Origin of the sequence: Bifidobacterium choerinum, from assembly GCF_000741135.1 — a bacterium.
Lineage (GTDB): Bacteria > Actinomycetota > Actinomycetes > Actinomycetales > Bifidobacteriaceae > Bifidobacterium > Bifidobacterium choerinum.
In genome coordinates this window covers 1-26,302 of the sequence record NZ_JGYU01000002.1, presented here as the reverse complement: position 1 = coordinate 26,302, position 26,302 = coordinate 1, and the positions used below count along the sequence as shown (strand labels likewise).

At 64.6% G+C, this 26,302-nt stretch carries 16 protein-coding genes and 2 rRNA genes; 14 read left to right on the top strand and 4 right to left on the bottom strand.

All coding sequences use genetic code 11. The annotated features are described in order from the left end of the window. The first annotated feature begins 108 nt into the window (after positions 1-108). Entirely contained in the window at positions 109-690 is a 582-nt protein-coding gene (gene dcd, locus BCHO_RS01175; protein ID WP_024540192.1) for a dCTP deaminase, read from the top strand. A gap of 104 nt (positions 691-794) precedes the next feature. Beyond that, positions 795-2,516: a hypothetical protein gene (locus BCHO_RS01170; protein WP_024540193.1), complete on the top strand. Its 1,722-nt coding sequence runs from the start codon at positions 795-797 to the stop codon at positions 2,514-2,516. Between the two features lie 101 nt (positions 2,517-2,617). Here BCHO_RS01170 and BCHO_RS01165 read toward each other — a convergent pair whose 3' ends face one another. Continuing rightward, positions 2,618-4,690 carry a Na+/H+ antiporter gene (locus BCHO_RS01165; protein ID WP_024540194.1) on the bottom strand — a complete coding sequence of 691 codons (2,073 nt, stop codon included), beginning with the start codon at positions 4,688-4,690 and terminating at the stop codon, positions 2,618-2,620. A gap of 189 nt (positions 4,691-4,879) precedes the next feature. On the opposite strand from BCHO_RS01165, the gene tadA reads away from it, so the two are divergent. Both tadA and BCHO_RS01155 read left to right on the top strand, forming a co-directional pair. Continuing rightward, positions 4,880-5,356 (top strand): tRNA adenosine(34) deaminase TadA, encoded by a 477-nt coding sequence (gene tadA, locus BCHO_RS01160; RefSeq protein ID WP_237743002.1) that lies wholly within the window; start codon positions 4,880-4,882, stop codon positions 5,354-5,356. A 157-nt stretch (positions 5,357-5,513) separates the two neighbouring features. Next, positions 5,514-7,754: an alpha-galactosidase gene (locus tag BCHO_RS01155; RefSeq protein ID WP_024540196.1), complete on the top strand. Its 2,241-nt coding sequence runs from the start codon at positions 5,514-5,516 to the stop codon at positions 7,752-7,754. Here BCHO_RS01155 and BCHO_RS01150 read toward each other — a convergent pair whose 3' ends face one another. After that, positions 7,755-8,957: an ROK family protein gene (locus tag BCHO_RS01150; RefSeq protein WP_024540197.1), complete on the bottom strand. Its 1,203-nt coding sequence runs from the start codon at positions 8,955-8,957 to the stop codon at positions 7,755-7,757. A 155-nt stretch (positions 8,958-9,112) separates the two neighbouring features. On the opposite strand from BCHO_RS01150, the gene BCHO_RS01145 reads away from it, so the two are divergent. The 8 genes from BCHO_RS01145 (at position 9,113) to BCHO_RS01110 (ending at position 19,401) form a co-directional block, all read left to right on the top strand. Then, positions 9,113-10,408 (top strand): ABC transporter substrate-binding protein, encoded by a 1,296-nt coding sequence (locus BCHO_RS01145; RefSeq protein WP_033491502.1) that lies wholly within the window; start codon positions 9,113-9,115, stop codon positions 10,406-10,408. 73 nt (positions 10,409-10,481) lie between these two features. Next, positions 10,482-11,435 carry a carbohydrate ABC transporter permease gene (locus tag BCHO_RS01140; protein ID WP_051354818.1) on the top strand — a complete coding sequence of 318 codons (954 nt, stop codon included), beginning with the start codon at positions 10,482-10,484 and terminating at the stop codon, positions 11,433-11,435. A 4-nt stretch (positions 11,436-11,439) separates the two neighbouring features. Beyond that, positions 11,440-12,327, top strand: coding sequence for a carbohydrate ABC transporter permease (locus tag BCHO_RS01135; protein WP_024540200.1), 888 nt, complete (start codon positions 11,440-11,442; stop codon positions 12,325-12,327). Between the two features lie 375 nt (positions 12,328-12,702). After that, positions 12,703-14,529: a Sip1-related alpha-galactosidase gene (locus BCHO_RS01130; protein ID WP_160271596.1), complete on the top strand. Its 1,827-nt coding sequence runs from the start codon at positions 12,703-12,705 to the stop codon at positions 14,527-14,529. Positions 14,530-14,595: 66 nt separating this feature from the next. Continuing rightward, positions 14,596-16,449: a glycoside hydrolase family 13 protein gene (locus tag BCHO_RS01125; RefSeq protein ID WP_024540202.1), complete on the top strand. Its 1,854-nt coding sequence runs from the start codon at positions 14,596-14,598 to the stop codon at positions 16,447-16,449. 400 nt (positions 16,450-16,849) lie between these two features. Beyond that, positions 16,850-18,115: a threonine ammonia-lyase gene (ilvA, locus tag BCHO_RS01120; RefSeq protein ID WP_024540203.1), complete on the top strand. Its 1,266-nt coding sequence runs from the start codon at positions 16,850-16,852 to the stop codon at positions 18,113-18,115. A gap of 267 nt (positions 18,116-18,382) precedes the next feature. Continuing rightward, the gene (locus tag BCHO_RS08690; RefSeq protein WP_024540204.1) at positions 18,383-18,856 is read left to right on the top strand and encodes a LytTR family DNA-binding domain-containing protein; all 474 of its coding nucleotides are present in this window, start codon (positions 18,383-18,385) and stop codon (positions 18,854-18,856) included. 68 nt (positions 18,857-18,924) lie between these two features. Then, positions 18,925-19,401: a DUF3021 domain-containing protein gene (locus BCHO_RS01110; protein WP_024540205.1), complete on the top strand. Its 477-nt coding sequence runs from the start codon at positions 18,925-18,927 to the stop codon at positions 19,399-19,401. 89 nt (positions 19,402-19,490) lie between these two features. Here the strand turns inward: BCHO_RS01110 and BCHO_RS01105 are convergent, their stop codons facing one another. Both BCHO_RS01105 and BCHO_RS01095 read right to left on the bottom strand, forming a co-directional pair. After that, on the bottom strand, positions 19,491-20,252 hold the full coding sequence (locus BCHO_RS01105; RefSeq protein WP_024540206.1) for an SIR2 family NAD-dependent protein deacylase: 762 nt from the start codon (positions 20,250-20,252) through the stop codon (positions 19,491-19,493). Between the two features lie 200 nt (positions 20,253-20,452). Then, positions 20,453-21,952 (bottom strand): DHA2 family efflux MFS transporter permease subunit, encoded by a 1,500-nt coding sequence (locus BCHO_RS01095; RefSeq protein ID WP_051354817.1) that lies wholly within the window; start codon positions 21,950-21,952, stop codon positions 20,453-20,455. A gap of 756 nt (positions 21,953-22,708) precedes the next feature. Here BCHO_RS01095 and BCHO_RS01090 point away from each other — a divergent pair. Together BCHO_RS01090 and BCHO_RS09395 are read left to right on the top strand one after the other, a co-directional pair. Continuing rightward, a 16S ribosomal RNA gene (locus BCHO_RS01090) occupies positions 22,709-24,251 on the top strand. A gap of 551 nt (positions 24,252-24,802) precedes the next feature. Further along, positions 24,803-26,302, top strand: a 23S ribosomal RNA gene (locus BCHO_RS09395); the annotation flags it as partial.

Genomic DNA, 26,302 nt, shown 5'->3' with positions numbered 1-26,302 from the left:
GGGGGAGGAGCGCGGATGCGTCGGCGTGCGCAATTACACTGAATCGAGCATGCCGATGCGCGCGCCACGGCATGGAAACCGATCCGTCACGAAGGAGATGCCCCTAAGATGCTGCTGTCCGATCGCGATATCCTCGCCGCACAGGCCGAGGGCCATATCTCGCTCGATCCGTGGACGCCTGAAATGGTGCAGCCCGCATCGATCGACGTGCGTCTCGATCGTTTCTTCCGTCTGTTCAACAACCATGCGTACACCTACGTGGATCCGGCCGAGAACCAGGGCGAGCTCACCGAGCAGTTCGAGGTCAGACCGGACGAGCCGTGGATCCTGCATCCGGGCGAGTTCGCGCTCGGCTCGACGTGGGAGTATGTCAAGCTCGACGCGACGCTCGCCGCGCGGCTCGAAGGCAAGAGCTCGCTCGGCCGTCTCGGCATCCTGACGCATTCGACGGCCGGCTTCATCGACCCCGGCTTTGAAGGCCATATCACGCTCGAGCTGTCCAACGTCTCGACGCTGCCGGTGAAGCTGTGGCCGGGCATGAAGATCGGGCAGATGTGCTTCTTCCAGCTGAGCTCCCCGGCTGAGCATCCCTACGGCTCGGCGGTGGCTGGCTCCCACTATCAGGGACAGCGCGGCCCGACGCCGTCGCGTTCCTATGTGAACTTCTACCGCGCGCAGATCACCGACTAGTGGTCGGTGCCCCGAACGTGCCCGTCGCGGCGTTCCCGTTATGTGCTGCGGACACGCCCGCGCCGCCTGCGCGTCCGCATGAGATGAAGAGAGGCTGACGGCCAATGGCGAACAATCCCAATCCTTCCAATTCCGATCTGCAGTTCCCGAGCGACCCCGCTGGCGACATCGACCACAGCCTGCAGCCGATCGACGAACGCATCGACAGCGCCGCGCTGCGGTTCCCGTCCTTCGACGACGCGCCGACGCCGAAGCGCGAGACGCCGCATCCGCGAGACGCCGCATCCGCCGCGTCCGCGCAGTCGCCGACTTCGCCGATGCCGACCGCGACGACTTCGCCGGCTGCGACTTCGGCCGCGCACACCGCCTCCGCGTCACCGCAGCCGGCCGTGCCGACGACTACGGCGCCGGCCGGGACGCGCGCGATGCCGACCTTCACGTTTGCGAACTCGAACACCGAGGCGCCGACGCAGGCGATGCCGGCGTCCGGCGTGGCGCCGCTGAACGCGGATGCGGCCTCCGACGACTTCAACGTGCCGGTGTGGGGCGCCGCCGAAGGCAGCGCCGCTGCGGCCGACGACGAACAGACCGAACTGTTCCCGCCGGCGCCGACGTCCACATCGGTCAACACTCACACGCAGCAGATGGCGCAGGACGGCGCGACGACGGCGACGTTGCCGCCGATCAATCCGCGCGCCGGCATGGACGATGCCGCCGATGGAGGCACGCACGTGCTCGGACGGACCGCGTCTTCCTACACGAACACCGTCATCGAGACGAATACCGAGGGCGCGCCGGCCTCCTTCGAACCGCTCGAGGAGGTCGCCGATGAGGACGACGGCGACGGCGATGTGCCGGACGAACCGGGTAACGGCCATCATGGCCGCGACGGCGGCAGCAGCCGCAACACGAAGGTCATCGTCGCCGTCGTCGCCGCGCTCGTCGTCGTCGCGCTCGTCGTCGTCGGCATCGTGATGTGGCAGCGCGGCAAGTCGGCCGACGCGAAGGACGCCGCGCTCGCCTCCTGCCGGCGCTCGCAGCAGCTCGTCCAGACGGTGTCGGCGACGCTCGACAAGGAGGTGAAGGCGGACGGCTCCCTCGCGTCGACGTCGCAGGACGCCGTCGCCGACGAGTCGACGGTCACGAAGTTCGCCGATGCATTGCAGCAGGCGACGGCGCTGCAGAAGGACACGCAGGGCGTCGACCAGATGTGCGCGGCGTCGCTCGCGCAGCCCGCGCTCGAACAGGCGGCGCGCAAACTCGACGCGCAGGCCACGCAAATCGAGGACGCGACGAAGTCGCTCAAGGACGCCGCATCCGCACTCAACGCGTCGAAGGACGCGCGCACGAAGTCGGATGGCGTCAGGAAGGACCTGCAGTCGGCGATCGACGAGGCACAGACGCTGTACGACGAATCGGCCGGCCTTGTCGCCGACGAGGCGACGCGCGAGGCGCTGCAGTCGGCAATCGACGATGCGAGGAAGACGGTCGCCGATTCCGGCCTCACGCAGGAGGCCGCCGACAAGGCGCGCGACGCGCTGCGCGCGGCCGGTGACACGGTGCGCGCCTCCGAGGACGCGCTGACGGCGGCGAACGCGGCCGCCGCCGAGGCGCAGCGCCAGCAGGAACAGCAGAACGCGGCGAACGGCGCGCAGCAGCCGGGGGTCAACGGCACCGTCAACGGCGGCGTCGCCGGTGGCGACACGACCGGTACGACGACCGGTGGCGACACGACCGGTACGACGACCGTCCCGGCTGTCCCGTCGACCGGTGGCGACGGCACGCAGACGTTGCCCGGCGACGCGACCGGCGGCGCGCTGCAGTAGCCGCCGGCGTCCCTCATCGGGCATCCGATGGCTCGGAAACACACGGAGGGCGGCGCCGACCATCGTGGTCGGCGCCGCCCTCCGTGTGTGTGAGGACGAACTCAGAAGTTCGCGTCGGCGGCGACGCTCATCACATAGACGTTCTTGCGCAGCTGCTTCGCCTGCGCGCGCGTGATGTCGCCGTTCTCGAGCATGTCCTGGATGACGCCGAGCTCGATGCCGAAGCTTTCGCGCTTGACGGCGTCGATCAGCGTCGACAGCGACGCCGAGTTGCGCATGTTCGGCCGCGATTTGAGCGATGCCTCGGCGCGGCGGTAGTCGAGCAGCAGCCCCGATACGATTTCGGTGTCGTAGGTCGTGCTCGTCATCTCCTCGTACAGGCGGTCGATGACATGGTCGATCGCGTCGGTCTGCAGGTCGCGCATGCTGCCGTACACCTCGTCCTCGCTGAACATCGGCGTGCTGCGGCGGATCTTGTTCGCCGCGCGCCGCGAGACGATGACGGTGTGCCGCTGCAGCGAATGCACACGTCCCTTGATCTGCCACAGCACATGCGACGAATCGTGTTCGGTGTGCGTGTGGCGCAGCGTCGTCATGATCTGGTCGAGCAGGCGCTCGCAGGCCTCGACGCGGATGTCGCGCTCGTGCGTGTCGAGTGTCGGGTCGATGCGCGTTTCGGCGAGCCGACGTTTGACGTAGTCCTTCTCCCAGTCGAGCGCGGCCAGCTGCAGCTCGGCGCGCGCGTCCGCGTTCGTCTCGCCGAGCCGTTTCTTCAGCCGCGTGATGCGTTGCGTGTACGAGTTGATGACGGCCATGACGGGCGCGCGGTTCTCGTCGGTCGTCAGTTCGGCGAGCTCCTCGACGGTGCGGCGCAGCACCTCGATCGACGCCTCGGTGATCTCGCGGGAATCGTCCGCCGCCTTGTTCGGCGCGATGATCGGCAGCATGAAGTTTGCGAGCAGCAATGTGACGATGATGACGCCGCCGGCGATGAAGATGAGCTCGTCGCGCATCGGGAACCATTCGCCGTCCGCGAGCGTGTACGGGATCGTGAACATCAGCGACAGCGTGATCGTGCCTTTCGCGCCGCCGAAGGTCATGACGGCCGCCGAACGCCAACGCTCCGGCGTCATATGGCGGCGTTTGCGCGAATCCTCGGCGTGTGCGAGGCGCAGCATCGCGGACACCCACAGGAAACGCAGCCCGACGATGACGGCGGAGACGCACAGGATGATCGTCAGCAGCGTCCAGTTGCTGATCGCCGGATTGTCCCAGCTTGCGCGCATCGCGCCGGGCAGCAGCAGACCGAGCAGGATGAACACGGCGCCGTTGAGCGAGAACGAGAGCACCGACCAGACGCTTGACGCGACGATATTCGTGCGCGCGACGTTCGGGCCGATGCCGGTGCGGTCGAAGCGCATCATCAGCCCGGCGGCGACGACGGCGAGGATGCCGGAGACGTGCACGGCCCCGGCGCCCAGATACAGCAGGAACGGCAGGAACAGCTCGAGCAGGATGCGCGACGTCGTCGTCTCCCAGCCGAGCTGGCGCGAGGTCTCGAACAGCCAGTTGGCGAGCAGCCCGACGACGAGGCCGAACAACGCGCCGCCGAAGAAGGAGACGACGACCTCGCCGACCGCCTCGGTCACGCGGAACTGGCCGGTGACGGCCGCCGTGATCGCAAACTGGAAGCCGACGATGCCGGAGGCGTCGTTGAACAGCGATTCGCCTTTGAGGACGCCGACCTGACGTTGCGACAACGAGGCCTCATGGCTCAACGAGCTGACGGCGACGGCGTCGGTCGGGCCGAGCGCGGCGCCGAGCGCGAGCGCCGCGGCGAGCGTGAACATCGGCCAGATCGCATGCACGGTGAATCCGACGACGACCATGATCGCGATCGCCAGGCCGACGGCGAGCGACAATGACAGCTTCAATGATTTGAGCAGCTGGCTTTTGTTGATCTCATGCGCCTCGAGATAGAGCAGCGGCGCGATGAACAGCACCATGAACAGTTCCGGGTCGAGTCTGGTGTCCGGCACGAAGGGCAGCTGCGCCATGAGCACGCCAAGTGCGATCTGCACGAGCGGCGTCGAGATGCGCGGGATGAAACGACTCAGGAATGAGGAGAGCAGCACGGCGGCGACAATGCTCAGAATCAGTTCGAAAACCGCCACAGTCGGTCCTCCTCGTCCTCGTCGTTCATTGTTGGGCCCCACGCACGGCTGAGCCGTATGTCGCGCATGAGGGGATGGGCTTTCAGCATAGCAAGCGGCGCGTTACCGGCATGTGGCGCATCGTATGATGGCTGGAGACAACGAGACGCGTCCGGATGAGGCGCGGCTGAACGACGTAAGGAGCCGCTGATGCCGCTGATGCCGATGGACCGCGCGGCGATGCGCGGATGGATGGAGGATGCGCTCGCGCTCGCCGACGAGGCGGCGGCGCACGGCGATGTGCCGGTCGGCGCGATCATCGTCGACACGAACGGCGAAATCGTCGGCATCGGCCGCAATATGCGCGAGCGGGACGCCGACCCGCTCGCCCATGCCGAGATCCTCGCGATGCGTCAGGCGGCCGACGAACGCGACGACTGGAATCTGGCGGACTGCACATTGATCGTCACGCTCGAACCGTGCCCGATGTGCGCGGGCGCGTGCCTGCAGACGCATATCGGCCGCATCGTCTTCGGCGCCTGGGATGCGAAGCTCGGTGCCTGCGGCTCGGTATGGGACATTCCGCGCGACCCCCATGTGGGCCATGTGCCCGAGGTCGTCGGCGGCGTGCGCGAGGAGATGTGCGCGGAGCGGCTCGCCGACTTCTTCCGGGCGCGGCGTGCGTGATCCGGCCTCCGCATCGTCTTCGGTGGCTGATTTTCTTGCCTTCTGCGCGAACACGCCGACGTCTGTCAAGGAATGCGCGAACCTTTAGGATGATCGGCATCGTATATCGGCCGCGGCGATGACGCATGCGCGGCCCGGATGAAAGGACGGGCATACGATGCCTACGATCAGGGATTTCCACGGAACGACGAGCCGCGACGAGGCGGTGCATGTCGTCTATCTCGAACAGCGTGACGCGCGCGCGGCCTTCGCGTTCGTGATCGTCGGCGACGCGTTGCCGCGCATCGTGCATTGGGGACGCCCGTTGTCCGACCCGTCCACGCTCGTCGCCTGCGTCGACGCGCTGCGCCCGCAGCGCGTCTCCGGTGCGCTCGACGAGACGGCGTGGCCGAGCGTGCTGCCGACGCAGTCCGAGGCATGGACGGGCGCGCCGCGTTTCGTCGTGCGCGCCGACGGCGTCGAACTGTATTGCCGATTCGCCGTCACTGATGTGAGCATCGACGATGACGGCGTCGACGTCGCCGCCGAGGACGGCGAGCAGGGCGTGCGCATCGTCTGGCGCTGCGAGCTGCGCGACAGCGGCCTCGTGCGCCAGCGGCTGACGGTGACGAACATGCGCGTCGAGGCGCTCGCGATCGGCGCCGTCGAACTCGCGTTCCCGGTACCCGCCGACATGACCGAGCTGCTGACGACGACCGGCCATCATCTGCGCGAACGTTCGCCGCAGCGCCAGCCGTTCACGATCGGACGCTTCCAGAAGGCGAGCATGGTCGGCCGTCCCGATTTCGACGCGTCGCTGCTGCTCAACGCCGGCCGCCCCGGATTCGGCTTCGCCGAAGGCGACGTCTACTCGGTGCATGTCGCCTGGAGCGGCAACTCATTGATGGCCGCCGAACGCCTGCCGTACACGACCGGCCTGATCGGCGGCGGCGAGGTGCTCGCCGGCGGCGAAGTGACGTTGCCCGCGCACGGCGGTGATCGTGCGGGCGACGCCGGCTACACGACGCCGTGGCTTTACGGCTCCTACGGGGAAGGGCTCAACGAGGTCGCCTCGCGCTTCCACGACGAGCTGCGCGTGACGCACGCCCGCTGGCGCGCCGCGCACGGCGTCGCCGACAAGCCGCGCCCGGTCATCCTCAACACTTGGGAGGCCGTCTATTTCCAGCACGACTTCGACACGTTGAAGGCGCTCGCCGACAAGGCCGCCGTCAGCGGCGTCGAACGCTTCGTCGTCGACGACGGATGGTTCGGCGGCCGCCGCGACGACACGGCCGGCCTCGGCGACTGGCAGATCGCGCAGGACGTGTGGCCCGACGGCGAACGTTCGCTCAAGGCGCTCGCCGACTACGTGCACGCCAAGGGCATGGAATTCGGCCTGTGGTTCGAGCCGGAGATGGTGAACCCGGATTCGCGGATGTACCGCGAGCATCCCGACTGGGTGCTGCGCCCCACCGCGCATCGCCTGCCGATGCAGGGACGCAACCAGCAGGTCGTCGACCTGACGAACCCGGACGCCTACGCCTACGTGTACGGATGCATGGACGCGCTCGTCGACGAACTCGGCATCGACTACATCAAATGGGACCATAACAAATACGTGACCGAAGCGGTCTCGCCACGCACCGGACGCCCGGCCGTCCACGGGCAGACGCTCGCCGTCTACCGCATCTTCCACGACCTCAAGGACGCCCATCCGGAACTCGAGATCGAAAGCTGTTCGTCCGGCGGCGGCCGTGTTGACCTCGCGATCCTCTCGCTCGCCGACCGCATCTGGGCATCCGACTGCGTCGACCCGGTCGAACGCGCCGACATCCAGCGCTACACGTCGCTGCTCGTGCCACCGGAGATGATCGGCGAGCATGTGGGCGCGAGCCCCGCCCATTCGACGCACCGCGCGACCAGCCAGCGGATGCGCATGGCGATGGCGTTCTTCGGCCATCTCGGCATCGAATGGAACCTGCTCAAGGAGCCGCAGGCGGCGCTCGATGAACTCGGCGTCTGGGTGGATGCGTACAAGCGGCACCGCGACGACTTCATGCACGGCGTCGTCGTGCACGGCGACGCCGCCGACCCGGCCGTACGCGTCGACGGCGTCGTCAGCGCCGACGGGGCGCGCGCCGTCTACCGCTTCACACAGCTGACGACATCGCAGACCTATCCGGCGGCGCCGGTGCGGCTGCCCGGACTCGATCCGGACGCCGACTATCTGATCCGGCCGCTCGACTGCGACATCGACAGCGGCGAGCCGTTCACGCAGATCGGCAACGGACAGAGCGCGCTCGGCTGGTGGAACGCCGACGGCGTCGTCATGAACGGCGCGGCGCTCGCCGCCTTCGGTCTGCGCCCGCCGTCGATTCATCCGGCGAACGCCGTGCTGTTCTCCGCGACGCGCGTCTGATCAGCTGATGAACGCGGCGATCGCTCGCGCGGCCGCCGCGTCCGACCACAGCCGCCAGCTGAAGTCGGGGATCGTGAAGGACACCGGCGCGGCCTGGCTGTGCCGGTAGACGTCGATGCCCTTGCGGATGAACTCGCGGTTCTTCTTCGCGATGAACGAGCTTTCGCCGCTGATGAGCACCTGCGACGGCATCGCGAGGTTCGCGACGGTCGCGACGAGCACGCCGAGGCGGAAGCAGGTGCGTTCGCCGAGGCGGCGCGCCTGCGGCCGGTTCATCTCGAGGTCGTGCGCGAACTCCTCGAAGGTCGTCTCCCGGCCGACGATGCCCGAATACTCCTCGGCGATCGAATCGGAGGTCAGGCACTGCGAGCAGCCCACATGCCCGGACGAGCAGCGCGGCCCCTCCGGGTCGATGAGCACATGGCCGGCCAGGCCGTAGCTCTTGTCCGGATTGTCGATCGGATTGCCATGGTCGGACAGCGAATAGCCGACGCCGGCGCCCATCGTGATGATGGCGAAGCGTGGGATGCCGATCGCGTCGCCGAACCAGCATTCGTACAGCAGGGTCGAGTCGAGGTCGTTGAACACCATCGTCGGGATGCCGGTCGCATGCTGTACGAGCGCGCCCAGATCGACGGCGGAATCCCAATATAGGAACGGCGCGAAGGTCACGACGCGGTCGTCTTCGATATGGCCGCCGAGCGACAGCCCGATCGCCGTCGGCGCCGGCATATCGGAGGCGGTGGCCGTATGCACCATGCGCGCGATCTGCGCGACGATCGCATCGGGGGAGCGGTCGTCGATGTCCTCGGTCAGGTCGGCGCCGATCGGTCGGCACATCGTGTTGACCTCGGAGACGGTGATCGCGCCGTCGTGGATGTTGACGCCGATGAAGGTGTGCTCGTGCTCGCGGATGCGCAGCGCCGTCTGCGGACGTCCGCGCCGGCCGCTCGTGTCATGCGCCGTGAACCCCTGCGGCAGCGTGCCGCTCTGCGCGACGCCCGCGGGCAGCTCCTCGATGACGCCGTCGTAGATGAGGTCGCTCGTGATGCGCGAAAGCGCGCCCTGCGACAGGTTGAAGATCTGCGCGAGCGGCGTGCGCGCTATCGGTCCGTATTGCATGATGCCGCGCGCGACGTCGTGCGTGGTCTCCGACTTACTGAACCAGTGCGGGAAATCGAGCCGATCAGAATTTGTTTCCATGGGTATATAAATATACGCCGTTTTTCTTGCGCCGTTTCCGGACGCGCGGGGCGGTGGGAATGAAAACCGCGATTCCATACACTGAGGACCACCGGCGGGCGTGATGGAGCGGCTGGCCGGATGAGGAAACAGGAACAACGGACGAGGGAGTCATGATGACATTCGCGACAAACGGCGGGCCATCGACGCTGCGACGGCTCTGGAGAGGAATCGGCGCCGCGGTGTGCGCGGTCGCCGTCGGTCTGGGAACGGCCGGTTGCGGCGCGGCCGGCGCCAGCGGACAGGTCACGCTCGATTTCTTCCAGTTCAAAGCCGAGGCCGCGGACTGGTTCAAGCAGGCGGCCGAGGAATTCGAACGGGATAATCCGGACATCCACATCAACATCAACAATTCCGCGAACGCGCAGACCGATCTGCGCACGCGCTTCGTCAAGGACCGCGTCCCGGACGTCATCACCTTCAACGGCGACTACAGCTTCGGCACCTTCGCGGCGAGCGGCGTCTTCCATGACTTCACCGACGATCCGATCGTCGACGAACTCAACGAAGGCATGGTGGACATCGCGAAGAACCTCGTGCAGACGAAGGATCCCGCGAAGAAGCGGCTGTATGGGCTGCCGTTCGCCGGCAACGCGTCCGGCTACATCTACAACAAGGACCTGTTCCGCAAAGTCGGGCTCGACCCGGACAATCCGCCGAAGACATGGGACGAGTTCACGTCGATGCTGCAGACGTTCCGCGACGCCGGCATCGATCCGGTGCAGGCAACGCTCGCCGATGCGTGGACGACGCAGGCGCCGCTCGCATCGCTCGCCGGAACGCTCGTCCCCGAGCGCGAATACACCGATCTGCAGAACGGCACGACGACGTTCAAGCAGATCTGGACGGAGCCGGTCGCCAAGGAGATCGAGCTGTTCACCTATGCGGACGGCGAGAAGGGCGTCACTTACCAGCAGGGCACGCAGAACTTCGCGAAGGGCGCCGCGGCCATCATCCCGCTCGGCACCTACGCGATCCCGCAGATCACGATGATCGACAAGGACATCGATCTGGGCTTCGCGCAGATGCCCGCCACCAACGATGCCGCCGAGCAGATCCTCACCGCCGGTGACGACGTGATCCTCACGATGGGCGCGAACAGCAAGCATAAGGAACAGGCGATGCGCTTCATCCGTTTCCTGATGAGCAAGAAACAGCTCGAAGACTACGCCGACGCGCAGTCCGCGATCACGCCGCTCAAGGAGACCTATTTCGGCAATCCCGCGCTCGAAACGGTGCGCCCATTCTTCGAAAGCAATCGCGTGGCTGATTTCTGCGATCACTACATCCCGTCGTCGATCAACATCGGCGGCTATCTGCAGTCCGCGATTCTGAGCGGCAACGTCAACCAGTTCGTCGATTCGATGCAGAACGAGTGGGACAAGGTGCAGGCCCGCGACTTCCGCGAATGAGATAGCAAGGACGCAAGGAAAGGAAGACCAGAACATGACTTCGTTGACCAACGCCGGTCAGCAGGCGCGCGCGATGGAGGACGTGCTTGCGAACGACATCGACACCCATCACTCCCGCAGACCCGCGAACAAAGCGCCGCGCAAGAAGAAGGCGTCCGCGTTCTCCAACCGCAAGGTGGACCACGCCTACTATTGGATGGCCGTGCCGGCCGCGGTGATCTTCGCCGTGTTCCTCTACGTGCCGTTCATCCAGGGCGTGCTGTACTCGTTCACGAACTCGCAGGGCTACGGCGACTACGACTGGATCGGATTCAAAAACTATGCGGCGCTGTTCCATGACGAGCGCGTCGGACACGCCTATCTGTTCACGTTCCTGATCGCGATCGCGATCACCGTGCTCATCAACGTGATCGCTCTGTTCCTTTCGGTCGCGCTCAACGGCAAGATCGCATGGAAGAACGGCTTCCGCGCGATCTACTTCATCCCGTACACGTTGGCGGTGCTCGTCATCGGCTACGTGTTCAAGTACATCTTCATGCAGCCGCTGCCCGCGCTCGGCAAGGCGCTCGGCATCGGATGGCTGAGCGAATCGCTGCTGACGAGCGAACGCTACGCATGGATCCCGATCGTCTTCCTCGCCGTGTGGCAGGGCGTCGCCTATTCGGTGCTCATCTACCTCGCCGGTCTGCAGACCGTGGACACCCAGGTCTACGAGGCCGCCGCGATCGACGGCGTCAACGCGTGGCAGAAGTTCTGGAAGATCACGTTCCCGCTGATCGGACCGTTCTTCACGATCAATCTCGTGCTCACGATGAAGAACGCGCTTGGCACCTTCGACCAGGTCGTCGCGCTCACCGACGGCGGCCCGAACTCGAAGACGGAGACGGTGACCTACCTCATCTGGAAGGGCGGCCTCACCGGCGGCGAATACGCCTATCAGACGGCCAACGCCGTGCTGTTCTTCATCGTCCTCGCGATCATCGCGTTCATTCAGCTCAAGTTCTTCAGCAGCAAGGAGAAGGTGTGAGATCATGACCACCGCAACCACCATCACGTCCACATCATCCGCACAGCCCACCGCCGGCGCGGCGCCGACGAAGTTCCGCAAGGACCGGCGCATCAATTGGTGGCTCACCGCCGTCGTCGCCGTGTTCAGCCTGACGATTCTCGTGCCGTTGTACTTCACCGTCGTCACCGCGCTGAAGACGCCGGCCGAGGCGGGCACCTTCAGCCTGCCGTCGAGCTGGCAGTGGGGCAACTTCGCCGCCGCATCGGCGAAGGTCGACTATCCGCGCGCCGCGCTCAATTCGGCGATCATCACCGTGCTCGCCGTCTCGCTCACGCTCGTGACGAACACCTTCGTCGCCTATGCGATCGCGCGCAACATGGACAAGCGGTTCTTCCGCATCCTCTATTACTTCTTCATCGCCGCGATGTTCGTGCCGTTCCCGGTCGTCATGCTGCCGCTCGCCAAGCAGATGGGCTCGTGGCATCTCGACAACCAGGCCGGTCTGATCATCCTCTACGTCATCCTCGGCCTCGGCACGAACCTGTTCATCGCGACCGGCTTCATCCGTTCGATCCCGATCTCACTCGAGGAGGCCGCGCGCATCGACGGCGCCGGCACATGGCGCATTTTCTGGAAGATCATCTTCCCGCTGATGGGGCCGATCAACGCGACGATCGCGATCATGACGGCGCTGTGGGCGTGGAACGACTTCCTGCTGCCGCTCATCATCCTCACCGACCAGAGCAACCAGACGATCCCGCTTGCGCAGTATGTGTTCAGTTCACAGTTCGCGACGAACTACCCGCAGGCCTTCGCGAGCTATCTGATGGCGATGGCCCCGGTGCTCGTCGTCTACATCTTCGCCCAGAAGTGGGTCGTCGGCGGCGTCATGCGCGGCGCCGTGAAGTAGCCGCGTGCACGTTGCGTTCGTCGCGCGATGTTCGGCCGCATATCTCGATTGTATTTGCGAACAATCGAGATATGCGGCCGTCGTATTGGCGGAGGGTGCATATGGGCGATGAGGATGGGAGATTCTGATCAAGATTGCGCGTATATGCGCGCATGGTCGCCGGCATATGTGCGCATATGTGCCGATGCGCTCCCGCGCGCAGTCGCAGCCCATCCGCGCATTCGCATAACTCGCCTTTTCGTATGAACATCCGAGTAATGCGAGTGCAGACGGAGAGGATATGCATGATGCGGACTGCACGAAGAGGCGATGTCGGGGGGGATGTGTGCTGTAATCATCGTACGATTCGACATCGGCGCGGGAAGGAGCATGCATATGACGAGACGACTGCTGGAGGTCACGTCGGTGATCGCACACACGGAATGCGGACCTGCGGGGGAATGCGCCGCGCGCACGCTGCCGCCCGAATCGGTCGATGTACGCGATGACGCCGATCTCGTCGCCGTCGCCGTGCATGCGCAGCTGCCCGTCGGCAATCCGATTCTCGACCATCCGACGTTCCGCGCGCCATGTGCGCTCACGGTGACGTGCGCGCTGCCGATGCCGGGATCGCCGATGCTGTGCCTGTATCAGCACAAGGAATGGTGGATGCGTCCGACATGGGTGAGCGGCTTCGCGGAGGTGCCGCAGCGCACGCAGATGCTGCTGTGGCGTGCCGCGGACAGTCGGTGGCATCTGCTGCTCGCGGTGAGCGATCGCGCATGCCGTGCCGATATCCGCGGTATCGAAGGACGCGCGGACGGCGTGGCGATCGACGTGTCGACGAATCAGGCGGGGCGTACGACCGTGGAGGGGCTGACGCTGCTGTATGCATATGGCGACGACCCGTACATGCTCGTCGAACGATGCGTACGGCGCGCGGCGCGGGCCAACGGCATCGCGATGCGGGACGGGCGTCCGTTCCCCGAGATGTTGCGCGGCCTCGGTTGGTGCACCTGGGATTCGCTCGGCCAGCAGGTGAGTGAGGAGGGCATTGTCGCCAAGATGGAGGAGTTCCGGCGCCTGCGGGTGCCGATTTCCTGGGTGCTCATCGATGACGGCTGGTCCCGAACGGCTGACAATAAGCTGACTGGTTTCGACGCCGACCCCGTCCGTTTCCCCCACGGCCTTGCGTATACCGTCGACGTGCTCAAACGGGAGTACGGCGTGCGCCATGTCGGCGTATGGCAGGCCTTCCACGGCTATTGGGGAGGCGTCGATTCCGATGCCGCGGAATTGCGCGCGTGCGGATACATGTTCGAGACGCTGCCGGACGGCATGGCTGTGCCATCGTCGCAGCTGTCACAGGACGCGCTCGCGTGCCCAACGCGTTCCGGCGGCGAACGATTCTGGCGGCGTTGGGATGAAGCGCTCGCTCATGACGGCATCGATTTCGTCAAAGTGGATGCGCAGAGCACGATGTCGGTGCTCACGCGCGGCGTCGAATCCTTCGCCGCGCTGCGCAAGCGGCACGAAGTGCTCGACCAGATCGCCGCCGAGGTGTTCGATTCCGCGCTCATCAACTGCATGGGCATGGCGCCCGAGAACTACTGGAGCCGTCCGACATCGCCGATCGTGCGCACGAGCGACGACTTCTTCCCGCGCATCCCCGAGTCACTGCCCGAGCATGCGATCGAGAACGCCTACTGCTCGCTGCTGATGGGGTGTCTCTACCATTGCGACTGGGACATGTTCTGGACGAAGCATCCCGACGCGCGTGTGCATGCATGGCTGCGGTGGATCAGCGGAGGGCCGATCTACTGTTCCGACGCGCTCGGCGCAACCGATCCGCAGACGCTGCGTCCGTTCCTCGATGTCGACGGCGCGCTGACCCATCCCGACGGCGTCGGCATGCCGATCGAGGCGAGTCTGCTGCACGATCCGGTGCACGGCGACGTCCCGCTCGGCATCGGCAACACGTTCCACGGCGACGACGTCGTGCTCTTCGTCGGACTCAACAAGGATGCCGCGCAGACCGCGCACATCGCCGCCGGCGACGCGGCATGCGACGTGCACGATCTTGAGAGCGGCGCACATGTGCCGCTTGACGCCCATGAGACGTTGGACGTCGAGCTGTCCTATGGCGAATACGCGGTGTTCGCCATCGAGCGTGGCGGAATTAGTTTCCCACACGCCCACAGCGAATGCGCGGTGGGAAACTAATTCGCCGGCGCATACGCTGGTGTGACCAGCGAATCGTTGTATCAGCCACGCAAAGGAGCCGCACCCATGACCACTCTCAACCGTTCCACGCTTCCGGACGATGTGCGCACGAACGGCGCCACGCCGAACCCATGGTGGGCGAACGCCGTCGTCTACCAGATCTATCCGCGCAGCTTCCAGGACTCCAACGGCGACGGCATCGGCGATCTCAAAGGCATCGCGAGTCGTCTCGATTACATCGCCGACCTCGGCGTCGACGTCATCTGGCTGAGCCCCGTCTACCAGTCGCCGCAGGACGACAACGGCTACGACATCTCCGACTATCAGGCGATCGACCCGCTCTTCGGCACGATGGAGGACATGGACGAGCTGCTCGAACAAGCGCATGCCCGCGGCATCAAGGTGATCATGGACCTCGTCGTCAACCACACCTCCGACGAGCACGCATGGTTCCAGGAGTCGCGCGACCCGAACTCGGACAAGGCGGACTGGTATTGGTGGCGTCCCGCGCGCGAAGGCAAGAAGCCCGGCGAGCCGGGTGCCGAACCCAACCAGTGGGGCTCGTACTTCGGCGGCTCCGCATGGCAGTACGACGAACAGCGCGGCGAATACTTCCTGCACCAGTATTCGAAGAAGCAGCCGGATCTCAACTGGGAGAACCCGGCCGTGCGCAAAGCCGTGTACGACATGATGAACTGGTGGATGGACCGCGGCATCGACGGCTTCCGCATGGACGTCATCACGCAGATCTCGAAGGTTGTCGACGCCAACGGTCGCCTGCCCGGCGAACCCGGCAGCACGATCGACGACTACCCGGCGGGCGAGGAAGGATACTCGTCGCCGTACCCGTTCTGCTCCGACGGTCCGCGCATCGACGAGTTCCTCAAGGAGATGCGCCGCGAGGTCTTCGAAAAGCGCGGCGGCTACATGAACGTCGGCGAAGCGCCGGGCGTCGACGCCGTGCGCAACGAATTCATCACCGACCCGGCGAACAAGGAACTCGACATGCTGTTCCTCTTCGACCACGTCGGCATCGACCAGGGCGACTCGAAGTGGGACATCGTCAAATTCGACGTGCGTCACCTGCGCGAACAGCTCAAGGCACAGCAGGAGGCCGTGCATGACCGCGGCTGGGCGAGCCTGTTCACCTGCAACCACGACCAGCCGCGTGTCGTCACCCGCTGGGGCGACGACACGAGCGAGGAGATGCGCGCACGCTCCGCGAAGGCCTTCGGCATGCTCATCCATCTGCACCGCGGCACCCCGTACATCTACCAGGGCGAGGAGCTCGGCATGACCGGCGCGCATTTCACGAAGCTCGACCAGTACCGCGACCTCGAATCGATCAACGCCTACCGCCAGCGTGTGGAGACTGCGAAAGTGCAGTCCGCGGAATCGATGATGGAGGCACTCGCGCTCTTCGGCCGTGACAACGCGCGCACGCCGATGCAGTGGGACGGCTCGAAGTACGCGGGATTCATGGCGGCGGACGCGAAGGGCGAACCGTGGCTGTCGGTGAACCCGAACCATGTCGAGATCAATGCGGCCGCGCAGTTCGACGATCCCGACTCGGTGTACACGTTCTACAAGAAGCTCGTCAACATGCGCCACAACAGCGCGCTCGTCGCGGCCGGCGAATGGGAGCTCGTCGACGACGATGACGAGAGGGTCTACGCGTTCACGCGCACACTGGAACGTACGGACGGCGAAGGCGGCCAGCCGGAACGCATGCTCGTCGTGCTCAACCTGAGCGGCAAGCATGCGGTGCTGCCCGCATCGGTGACGCGTCTGCTCGAACGCCGCGAGCACGGCGTGCGTGAAGAGGACATCGTGCTGAGTACAATCGATGCGATCCACAGCGCGAAGGCGCTCTCGGGCGGGGAGCTCTCCGCGTGGGAAGGCATCGTCGTGCAGTTGTGACGGCGTCGACGACCCTATGACCCTATGACGCTTGAGGGACGGCCCAACTGGGCCGTCCCTCAAGCATATGAGATGCCTCCCGTATCCGAGACCGTGTGGTGCGATTCGCCCCCGTCGCGTTCGCTACGGCCTTCCGTAGCGAACGGTCTACGCGCATGTTGCGCCTCTCACGTTCGCAATGGGAGGTCCCAGTGACCGTTCCGCGCGCGACTTGCGCCCGTGATGGTCGCAATGCCGCTCCTTGGCGACCGTGACGGATGCGATATGACACGGTGATGGTCGCCAGCGGCCGCGCCGGAACCGTCGGTGCGGCCGCTGGCGCCGTATCCGTCTCAACCATGCGGCCACTAGGCGGACGCGGTGGCCGCGGAACGCGCATGGAACCCTACAATAACGGCTTATGGAACAAAAAGATGTGTTGCAAGCGATGCGGCATGACCATGCCGCCGAACTGAAGCTGGCCGCCGAACGACTTGAGGGGACTGCGAAGCATACGCAGATCATCGCCTCCCCGGTGCTGTCCGAAATGACCGGCCATACGATTCTGCTCAAGCCGGAGAACCTGCAGGTGACCGGTTCGTTCAAGATTCGCGGCGCTTACAACAAGATCGCCTCGCTCACCGACGACGAGCTCGCCCGCGGCATCGTCACCGCCTCGGCCGGCAACCACGCGCAGGGCGTCGCCTATGCGGCGCGTGAACGCGGCGCGAAGGCGACGATCCTGATGCCGGAGATCACGCCGCCGCTCAAGGTGGACGCGACGAAGGCCTACGACGCCGACGTCGTGCTGCACGGCGAGGTCTTCGACGAGGCCGCCGCCTATGCGATCGAGCTGAGCCAGAATGAGGGCATGACCTATGTGCCGCCCTTCGACGACTACGAGGTGCTGTGCGGCCAGGGCACGATCGCGATGGAGATCCTCGAGGACGTCCCCGATGTGACCGACATCGTCGTGCCGCTCGGCGGCGGCGGTCTGGGCGCAGGCGTCGCGCTCGCCGTCAAGACCTTCCGCCCCGATGTGCGCGTCATCGGCGCCATCCCCGAGGGGTCGCCCGCGTGGCGCAAGTCGCTCGAGGCCGGCCGTGTCGTCGCCGCCGACAAGGTCGTCACGTCGGCCGAGGGCGTCGCCGTGCGCCGTCCGGGCGATCTGACCTTCGCGTTGCTCAACGAGTTCCTCGACGATCTCATCGAGGTCTCCGAGCGTGACATCAACGAGATGATCCTGCTCATGCTCGAAAAGCACAAAATGGTCGTCGAGGCGGCCGGCGCCGTCTCGCTCGCCGCGCTCGAACACCTCAACCTGCGTTCGCGCAAGTTCGCCGAGGCGGAAGGCGAGCATGTCGTCGTCCCGATCATGTCCGGCGGCAACATCGACACCGTCACGATCGGCGCCGTCATCCAGAAGGGCATGATCGCGCGCGGCCGCATCATGAACTTCGAAGTCGAACTGCCGGATACGCCGGGACAGCTCGTCAAGGTCGCGACGATTCTCGCGAAGGCGCGCGCGAACGTCATCGCGCTCGACCACGACCAGTTCAAGGCGAACGGCCACTACACGAATTCGGTCGCGCTTGGCGTCACCGTCGAGACGAACGGGCCGGAGCACATCGAGCAGGTGATGCAGATGATGCGCGACGCCGGCTACACGCCGAAGCGCATCTACTGAGCGCGGCAGGCGACGTCCCACGCTGATGTTCCACACGGTGTTCCACGTGCAACATCCGTGATGCGGGCAACCGATTGCATTGCCGACGAAGGGCCGGATGCGGGGATTTTCTCCCGCATCCGGCCCTTCGTCATCGTCGGCCATCGCCGATTCGCCGCCGCTTGTCGCGTGAAACCTACCGCTTGCCGGAACGCCGGAGTTTCCGATGCGCGCCGCGGGTACGGTGGCGGTAACGCATCCGAACGGATACCGAGGAGGAACGAAGCCATGCGAGTCGAGTTGTCGATGAATCCGACCGTCGCGCACGAGGAGGCGCGTGTCACGGCGCGCATGCCGAGCGACGCGCTCGACGAGGCGGTGCGACTGCTCGCCTCGATCGGCGACGACGCCACGATCGTCGAACATGACGGCGGCCTGCGTGGCGCCATTGTCGGCAGGCGCGGCGGCGGCGCCGTCGTCGTGCCGATCGCGGACGTCTACGTCGCGCGTGCGGACAACGGCGCCGTGCAGCTCGTGACGGCGAAAGGCGCGTTGCGGACGAACAGCCGTCTCTACGAACTCGAACGGCAGCTGGGCGCCGACTTCGTGCGCATCAGCAAATCCGCGATCGTCAATCTCAACAAGATCGACCGCATCGAGCCCGGCTTCGGCGGCGCATACGGCGTGCGGATGTCCGACGGCACCGTCGAATGGATCTCGCGACGCTACGTCGGCGCATTCAAGACTGCGCTCGGCATGTGAGGATGCGTGAAACAAACGATGGCAGTCGTAGTGACCGCAGCGGCAAACGCAGTCTGAAGGAGGCTGACATGACCACGACCACGAACAACAGCACCAATAACGGCACGAACACCGCCGTCGTCGGCAAGGCGATGGCGAAGTACACAGCGGTCGGCATCGGCATCGCCGCATTCATCGCGATGACCTTCGCGGCGATCACGGGGCTCATCATCGGCGGCGAGACCGGCGCGCTGCTCGTCAAGCAATTCGTCGCGATGCTCGTCATAGGCGTCGCATACGGCGCGCCGGCCGTCGTCTGGCTCAGCGACCGCCTCGCGAAATGGGCGCAGATGCTCATCGCGCTTGCACCGGGCACCGTCGTCTACATGCTGATCGCCTGGTGGATCGGCTGGATCCCGCGTCAATACGGCCTGTGGGCGGTCGTCAGCGTCGTCGTGTTCATTCTCGTGTTCACGGCGATCATCTCGGCAATCTGCGGCGTCGTGTTCCGCTCCGATGTCCGCCGTATGAACGCGCAGCTCAAGCGGCGCCGCAGCCGTCAGTGAGTCGCGCGCGGCGCGATGCGCGGTCTGTGCGCAGGCGCGCCGATGACATCGTCATCGCCGACGACGCATGTGCGGATGCGCAGATGCGCTCACTGCTGATTTGCGGCGATCGTCTCCTCGACGAGCTTCGGCAATGCGACGGCGATGTCGTCGTGGATGAGACGGTCGGCGAGCGAATCGTACTGCGTGCGTCCCATGTTCATGATCGTGATCGGCGTGCCCGCCTGCGCGGCCGCCGGCACGATGCTCGCCGCCGGGAAGACTTCAAGCGTCGAGCCGACGACCCACAGTTCATCCGCCTGCTGTGCGGCGCGGATCGATCGTTCCATCGCGCCTTCCGGCAGCATCTCGCCGAAGTAGACGACGTCCGTCTTCAGCAGTCCGTTGCAGGGCATGTTGCCGCTGTATGGCAGCCTGCGGTGGCAGTGCGGATCCGGCTCCTCGTCGAGCCGCGCCATGATGTCCGCCGTGTCGTAGCGCGCATGGCATTTGAGGCAGTGCGATGTGCCGATCGTGCCGTGCAGATTCACGATCTTGTCCGGGCTGTTGCCGGCCTTCTCATGCAGCGCGTCGAAGTTCTGCGTCGCGATAAGGCTGAGCAGTCCCGCTTTTTCGAGGTCGACGAGCGCATAGTGCGCCGCGCCGGGTTTCGCGTTCCATACCGGCGATTCCTTCTGCCACCGCCACGAGTATTCGCGCGCCTCCTTGTCGCTGAGGAAGGCGTCGATGTCGTACACCTGCATCTGGTCGGGATGCTTCGTCCACACGCCGTCGGGGCCTCGGAAATCGGGGATTCCCGCCGATGTGGAGATGCCCGCTCCGGTGAACACCATGATCTTCTTCTTCGCCATGTCGCGCTCCTGTTCCTGTGTCAGCTGCCGACGGCCGCCGCATGCGCCGCGCGTCCGTCGCCGTCGTCTACAGGCTTACCATGAACGACGGCGTTCCGGGCGCCGTCTATGCGCAGCGGGGAGGTGCGCGCGGCTTCGCATAGGCCGCGCGCACCTCCCCGCTGCGCTGTGGTCGCCCTGTACGACCGCCGATCGACGTATCAGGAGGCGACTTCGAGCTGTTCGACCGGCTGCGCGGCGTCGATGGCGTCGTCGCTGATCTCGTCCGCCGTCGCTGCGGCGTCGGCGCGGCGATTCCTGATGAAGACGACGGCGACGATGAGCAACACGAGTGCGCACAGTGCGCCGAACGCGCTCGACAGATTGAATCCGGTCATGCCGCGGTTGCCCATGATGCCCGCGAATACGGCGGTGCTTACGGCGCCCATCATCTGCGCCATCGCGTTGAACAGCGACGTGCCGTCCGCCGTCTTCGATTCGTCGAGTTCGCTGACCGACCAGGTGAGCAGCGGCATCAGCACGAGCGAGATGCCGATCGTGCGCACGGCGTTGATGCCCGCGAACATGGCGAGCGACGTCGTCGACTGCATGAACACGAGCGCGACCATCGACGCCAACGTGAGCGCGGAGCCGACGATGGCGATGCGGCGCGCACCGATGCGGTCGAACAATGCGCCGCCGATCGGATTCATGACGATGCTGCAGAGCGATCCCGGCAGCAGCATGAGCCCGGAGACGGTCGCTACGAAGCCCATGCCGTCCTGCACTGCCAGCGGAATCGTCGTCATCGGTCCGATCATCACCAGATACAGCAGGCAGGCGGCGATGACGCCGATGCGGAAGCGGTAGCTTTGGAATACATGCACATCGAGGAACGGCGTCTCAAGGCGCAGCTGCCGGCGTACGAAGAGCACGGCGCCGATGACGCCGAGCACGAGCGCCGCGCATCCGACGCGGTCGAAGCCGCCGGTGAGCGTGCCGATGCCGTAGGTGACGCCGCCGAACGCGATCGCCGTCAGCAGGAACGACGGCATATCGAGGCGGATGCGGCTCGTCGGCAGCACGTTCGCGAAGACGGCCGCGGCGAAGACGAGCGCCAGCAGCATGCCCGCGCCGGTGAGCGCGAAGATCGAACGCCAGCCGGTCGTGTCGGCAAGGATGCCGCCCAATGTCGGCGCGACGACCGGCGCAGCGCTCAGCGCGAGGCCGTACCAGCCCATGATCGTGCCGCGCTGTGCAATCGGGAAGATCGTGAACAGTACGATCTGGCCGACCGTCGTGATCGCGCCGCCGCCGATGGCCTGCAGCGCGCGGCCGAGCAGCAGCGTCTGGATGTTCGGCGCGCACATGCACAGCGTCGTGCCGAACAGGAAGACGCCGATGACGCCGATGTAGAACGGTTTCGTCGGGACGCGCTTCGCGAGGAACGCGGTCATCGGGATCATGACGGCCATGACGAGTGAGTAGATGCTCGTGATCCATTGGCCGGTGCCCACCGCGATGCCGAATTCGCTGATAATCGGCGGCAGCGCCGTGCTCAGCGCCGTCGACAGCAGCGACGATGCGATGCAGCACAGGATGATGTTGATGAGGATGAGCATGCGTCGCCGCGGCGTCACCGTGACGGCGGCAGCGTTGGCGTTGATGTCGGTCTGATCGTCGCGCATGGACTGGCAGGCCGTGGATTTCGAGGTGGACATGCATCTCTTTTCGTACAGGCATCGCGAAGCTGCGGCCTGACTACAGTGCGATGCACCGGACAATGCGAACAGCCGTCCCCCGTCTCGCCGGAGATGGCGTTGGGCGTCCGCCTGCATGAACAGCGGCGGAAACGCACCAGCGGACAATGATAATCGACGGCTGCATGGCATCGATCATTCGTGTGTCTTCGTCACAAAATCCGCACGGATAGGTGATGCGCGTATATGCGGCCGGCAGCGCATTGATGCCGGGTCGTCATGGCGATGCTGATCGATGGAGGTCATTTATCGGTGGTTGGTGTTTTCGACACGCCGGGTGGTGGGTGTTTTTGGTTGGTTGGTGGTGGTGTTGTGGGTGTGGTTGGGTGTGGTGTGGGGTGGTTTTGGGGTGTTTTCGACACGCCGTTGGTTGTGTGTGTTTGCAAGGGTTTTGGGGTGGTTGGTGTGGGGTGGGTTTGCGTTTTGGTTGGGGTTCGTGTAAGTTATTCATCTTGCTGCCGGTTGGTGAGCTTCTGGACTGGGTCCGGAGGGGTTCGTCGGCCGTGTGTGGTGGTTTGAGAACTCAATAGTGTGTACTGTACTACTTCATCACATGGCCTTTGTTGGTTGTGTGGTGGTCTTTGATTGCCAGTCCGATGCCCGCCCGTGTGGTACCCGAGGGGGTTTGATGGGTGTCGGGGTTTTTGTGTGACCGTCCTTCCTTATTGGATGGTCCGTCTTTTTCTTTTGGGGCCGTTTGGCTCTTCATGAAGGTTTTTTGTGGAGGGTTCGATTCTGGCTCAGGATGAACGCTGGCGGCGTGCTTAACACATGCAAGTCGAACGGGATCCGGCCGGGCTTTGCTTGGCTGGTGAGAGTGGCGAACGGGTGAGTAATGCGTGACCAACCTGCCCCATGCACCGGAATAGCTCCTGGAAACGGGTGGTAATGCCGGATGCTCCGCACCTTCGCATGGGGGTGTGGGAAATGCTTTTGCGGCATGGGATGGGGTCGCGTCCTATCAGCTTGTTGGCGGGGTGACGGCCCACCAAGGCGTTGACGGGTAGCCGGCCTGAGAGGGTGACCGGCCACATTGGGACTGAGATACGGCCCAGACTCCTACGGGAGGCAGCAGTGGGGAATATTGCACAATGGGCGCAAGCCTGATGCAGCGACGCCGCGTGCGGGATGGAGGCCTTCGGGTTGTAAACCGCTTTTGTTCAAGGGCAAGGCGGGTCTTCGGGCCCGTTGAGTGGATTGTTCGAATAAGCACCGGCTAACTACGTGCCAGCAGCCGCGGTAATACGTAGGGTGCAAGCGTTATCCGGATTTATTGGGCGTAAAGGGCTCGTAGGCGGTTCGTCGCGTCCGGTGTGAAAGTCCATCGCTTAACGGTGGATCCGCGCCGGGTACGGGCGGGCTTGAGTGCGGTAGGGGAGACTGGAATTCCCGGTGTAACGGTGGAATGTGTAGATATCGGGAAGAACACCAATGGCGAAGGCAGGTCTCTGGGCCGTTACTGACGCTGAGGAGCGAAAGCGTGGGGAGCGAACAGGATTAGATACCCTGGTAGTCCACGCCGTAAACGGTGGATGCTGGATGTGGGGCCCTTTCCACGGGTTCCGTGTCGGAGCTAACGCGTTAAGCATCCCGCCTGGGGAGTACGGCCGCAAGGCTAAAACTCAAAGAAATTGACGGGGGCCCGCACAAGCGGCGGAGCATGCGGATTAATTCGATGCAACGCGAAGAACCTTACCTGGGCTTGACATGTGCCTGACGATCCCGGAAACGGGGTTTCCCTTCGGGGCGGGTTCACAGGTGGTGCATGGTCGTCGTCAGCTCGTGTCGTGAGATGTTGGGTTAAGTCCCGCAACGAGCGCAACCCTCGCCGCATGTTGCCAGCGGGTTATGCCGGGAACTCATGCGGGACCGCCGGGGTCAACTCGGAGGAAGGTGGGGATGACGTCAGATCATCATGCCCCTTACGTCCAGGGCTTCACGCATGCTACAATGGCCGGTACAACGCGATGCGACATGGTGACATGGGGCGGATCGCTGAAAACCGGTCTCAGTTCGGATCGCAGTCTGCAACTCGACTGCGTGAAGGCGGAGTCGCTAGTAATCGCGGATCAGCAACGCCGCGGTGAATGCGTTCCCGGGCCTTGTACACACCGCCCGTCAAGTCATGAAAGTGGGCAGCACCCGAAGCCGGTGGCCCAACCGTTTTTCGCGGGGGGAGCCGTCTAAGGTGAGGCTCGTGATTGGGACTAAGTCGTAACAAGGTAGCCGTACCGGAAGGTGCGGCTGGATCACCTCCTTTCTACGGAGTTCTGTGGGGCGCCCGTGTGGCGTCCGTTTCGGGACGATGTGTTTCCCGCCCTTGTGGGGGTGGGGGTCGTCCCTGCTGGTGTGGAAGAGATCAAGGATCTGTTGCCGGCCCTGTGGGTCGGTGGTGGTGCGGTGCATGCTGTTGGGTCCCCGGACCGCCACGCCCCTTGTGTGGGGTGGGTGTTCCGCGCCCATGGGTCCGGTGCGGCGTGTTCGTCGTGTCGTGCGGGCTTGTGGTGTGGTGGTGGTTTGAGAACTGGAGAGTGGACGCGAGCAACGGCCGCATCCGTTTGGGTGTGGTTGGTGTTCGTACTGTGAATGAACCGAGGCGCATCGGTCCGTTGTGGCTGGTGCGGCCTGGACGCATCCCTGTTGTGGGGTGTGTGTGTTCGTTCGTTTGTTTCGTGTCGGCCATGCCCTGTTGTGGGGTGTGGTTGATGTGTGTGATGATCTGATAGTCGAGTGTTCCAGTTGGACACAGTTTTGTGTTTTTCGTTGTGTGTTCGCGATGGCCGCCCATGGGTCCCTGTTGGGGCTGGTGGTCGGGTTGTTGTGAAGGGCGCAGTGGTGGATGCCTTGGCAGACAGTACCGATGAAGGACGCGTGGGGCCGCGATAGTCCTCGGGGAGCCGCCGACATGGCTTTGATCCGAGGGTTTCCGAATGGGGCAACCCGCCAGCCGTCATGGGCTGGCACCGCATGTTGTGCGGGGGGTACGCAGGGAAGTGAAACATCTCAGTACCTGCAGGAGAGGATACTCCGTGAGTAGTGGCGAGCGAAAGCGGATGATGGCTAAACCGTGGTCGTGTGATACCCGTCGGGGGTTGCGGCTTCGGTGTCGTGGGAGCGTGTGTCCCGGTGCCGACGTGCCGGGCGTCAGTGATAAAACCGTGTGTGAGGCGAACCGGGTTGGATACCGGGCCGTAGAGGGTGATGGCCCCGTAGCCGAACGCGCATGGTCTGGCGATCGCGTCTCCCGAGTAGCGCGGGCCTCGTGGAATCCCGTGTGAATCCGCCCAGACCGTTGGGTAAGCCTGAGTATAGCTGTCTGACCGATAGTGGACGAGTACCGTGAGGGAAAGGTGAAAAGCACCCCGGGAGGGGAGTGAAAGAGTTCCTGAAACCGTGCGCCTACGAACCGTCGGAGCCTGGATTCGTCCGGGTGACGGCGTGCCTATCGAAAAATGAGTCTGCGAGTCAGTGGCATGTGGCGAGCATAAGCCGTGTGGCGTATGCGTAGCGAAAGCGAGTCTGAAAAGGCGTTTTTTCAGTCGCGTGTCCTGGACCCGAAGCGGGATGATCTAGCCCTGGGCAGGTTGAAGCGTGGGTAAGACCGCGTGGAGGACCGCACCCACTTAGGTTGAAAACTGAGGGGATGACCTGGGGTTAGGGGTGAAAGGCCAATCAAATTCCGTGATAGCTGGTTCTCTCCGAAATGCATTTAGGTGCAGCGTCGGTTGATTGCGCGCAGGGGGTAGAGCTACTGGATGCTTGCGGGCCCGTACCGGGTACCAACAGCAACCAAACTCCGAATACCTGTCGCGTGTATGCCGGCGGTGAGTCGGCGGGGGATAAGCTCCGTCGTCGAGAGGGAGACAGCCCAGACCGTCGTCTAAGGTCCCCAAGCGCGTGCTAAGTGGGAAAGGATGTGGAGTCGCATAGACAGCCAGGAGGTTGGCTCAGAAGCAGCCATCCTTGAAAGAGTGCGTAACAGCTCACTGGTCTAGTGGTTCCGCGCCGACAATGTAGCGGGGCTCAAGCACGCCACCGAAGACGCGGACGCCAGCTTGTCTGGCGTGGTAGGAGAGCGTCCCTTGAGGGTCGAAGCCGCCGGGGAACCGTGTGGTGGACTTCAGGGGAGTGAGAATGCAGACATGAGTAGCGAGAGCAGGGTGAGGATCCCTGCCGCTGGATGACCAAGGGTTCCAGGGCCACGTTCGTCGTCCCTGGGTGAGTCGGGTCCTAAGGCGAGGCCGACAGGCGTAGTCGAATGGATGAACGGGTCGATATTCCCGTACCGGCCGCATGACCGATCAGCGGTCC

Bases quoted from the DNA above. Each gene is read 5' to 3' on its own strand.
- BCHO_RS01110 (WP_024540205.1), top strand. From the start codon at position 18,925: ATGACCACGACCACGAACAACAGCACCAATAACGGCACGAACACCGCC.
- ilvA (WP_024540203.1), top strand. From the start codon at position 16,850: ATGGAACAAAAAGATGTGTTGCAAGCGATGCGGCATGACCATGCCGCC.
- BCHO_RS01155 (WP_024540196.1), top strand. From the start codon at position 5,514: ATGCCTACGATCAGGGATTTCCACGGAACGACGAGCCGCGACGAGGCG.
- BCHO_RS01140 (WP_051354818.1), top strand. From the start codon at position 10,482: ATGGAGGACGTGCTTGCGAACGACATCGACACCCATCACTCCCGCAGA.
- BCHO_RS01170 (WP_024540193.1), top strand. From the start codon at position 795: ATGGCGAACAATCCCAATCCTTCCAATTCCGATCTGCAGTTCCCGAGC.
- tadA (WP_237743002.1), top strand. From the start codon at position 4,880: ATGCCGCTGATGCCGATGGACCGCGCGGCGATGCGCGGATGGATGGAG.
- BCHO_RS01145 (WP_033491502.1), top strand. From the start codon at position 9,113: ATGACATTCGCGACAAACGGCGGGCCATCGACGCTGCGACGGCTCTGG.
- BCHO_RS01130 (WP_160271596.1), top strand. From the start codon at position 12,703: ATGACGAGACGACTGCTGGAGGTCACGTCGGTGATCGCACACACGGAA.
- BCHO_RS01135 (WP_024540200.1), top strand. From the start codon at position 11,440: ATGACCACCGCAACCACCATCACGTCCACATCATCCGCACAGCCCACC.
- BCHO_RS01125 (WP_024540202.1), top strand. From the start codon at position 14,596: ATGACCACTCTCAACCGTTCCACGCTTCCGGACGATGTGCGCACGAAC.
- BCHO_RS01150 (WP_024540197.1), bottom strand. From the start codon at position 8,957: ATGGAAACAAATTCTGATCGGCTCGATTTCCCGCACTGGTTCAGTAAG.
- dcd (WP_024540192.1), top strand. From the start codon at position 109: ATGCTGCTGTCCGATCGCGATATCCTCGCCGCACAGGCCGAGGGCCAT.
- BCHO_RS01095 (WP_051354817.1), bottom strand. From the start codon at position 21,952: ATGTCCACCTCGAAATCCACGGCCTGCCAGTCCATGCGCGACGATCAG.
- BCHO_RS08690 (WP_024540204.1), top strand. From the start codon at position 18,383: ATGCGAGTCGAGTTGTCGATGAATCCGACCGTCGCGCACGAGGAGGCG.
- BCHO_RS01105 (WP_024540206.1), bottom strand. From the start codon at position 20,252: ATGGCGAAGAAGAAGATCATGGTGTTCACCGGAGCGGGCATCTCCACA.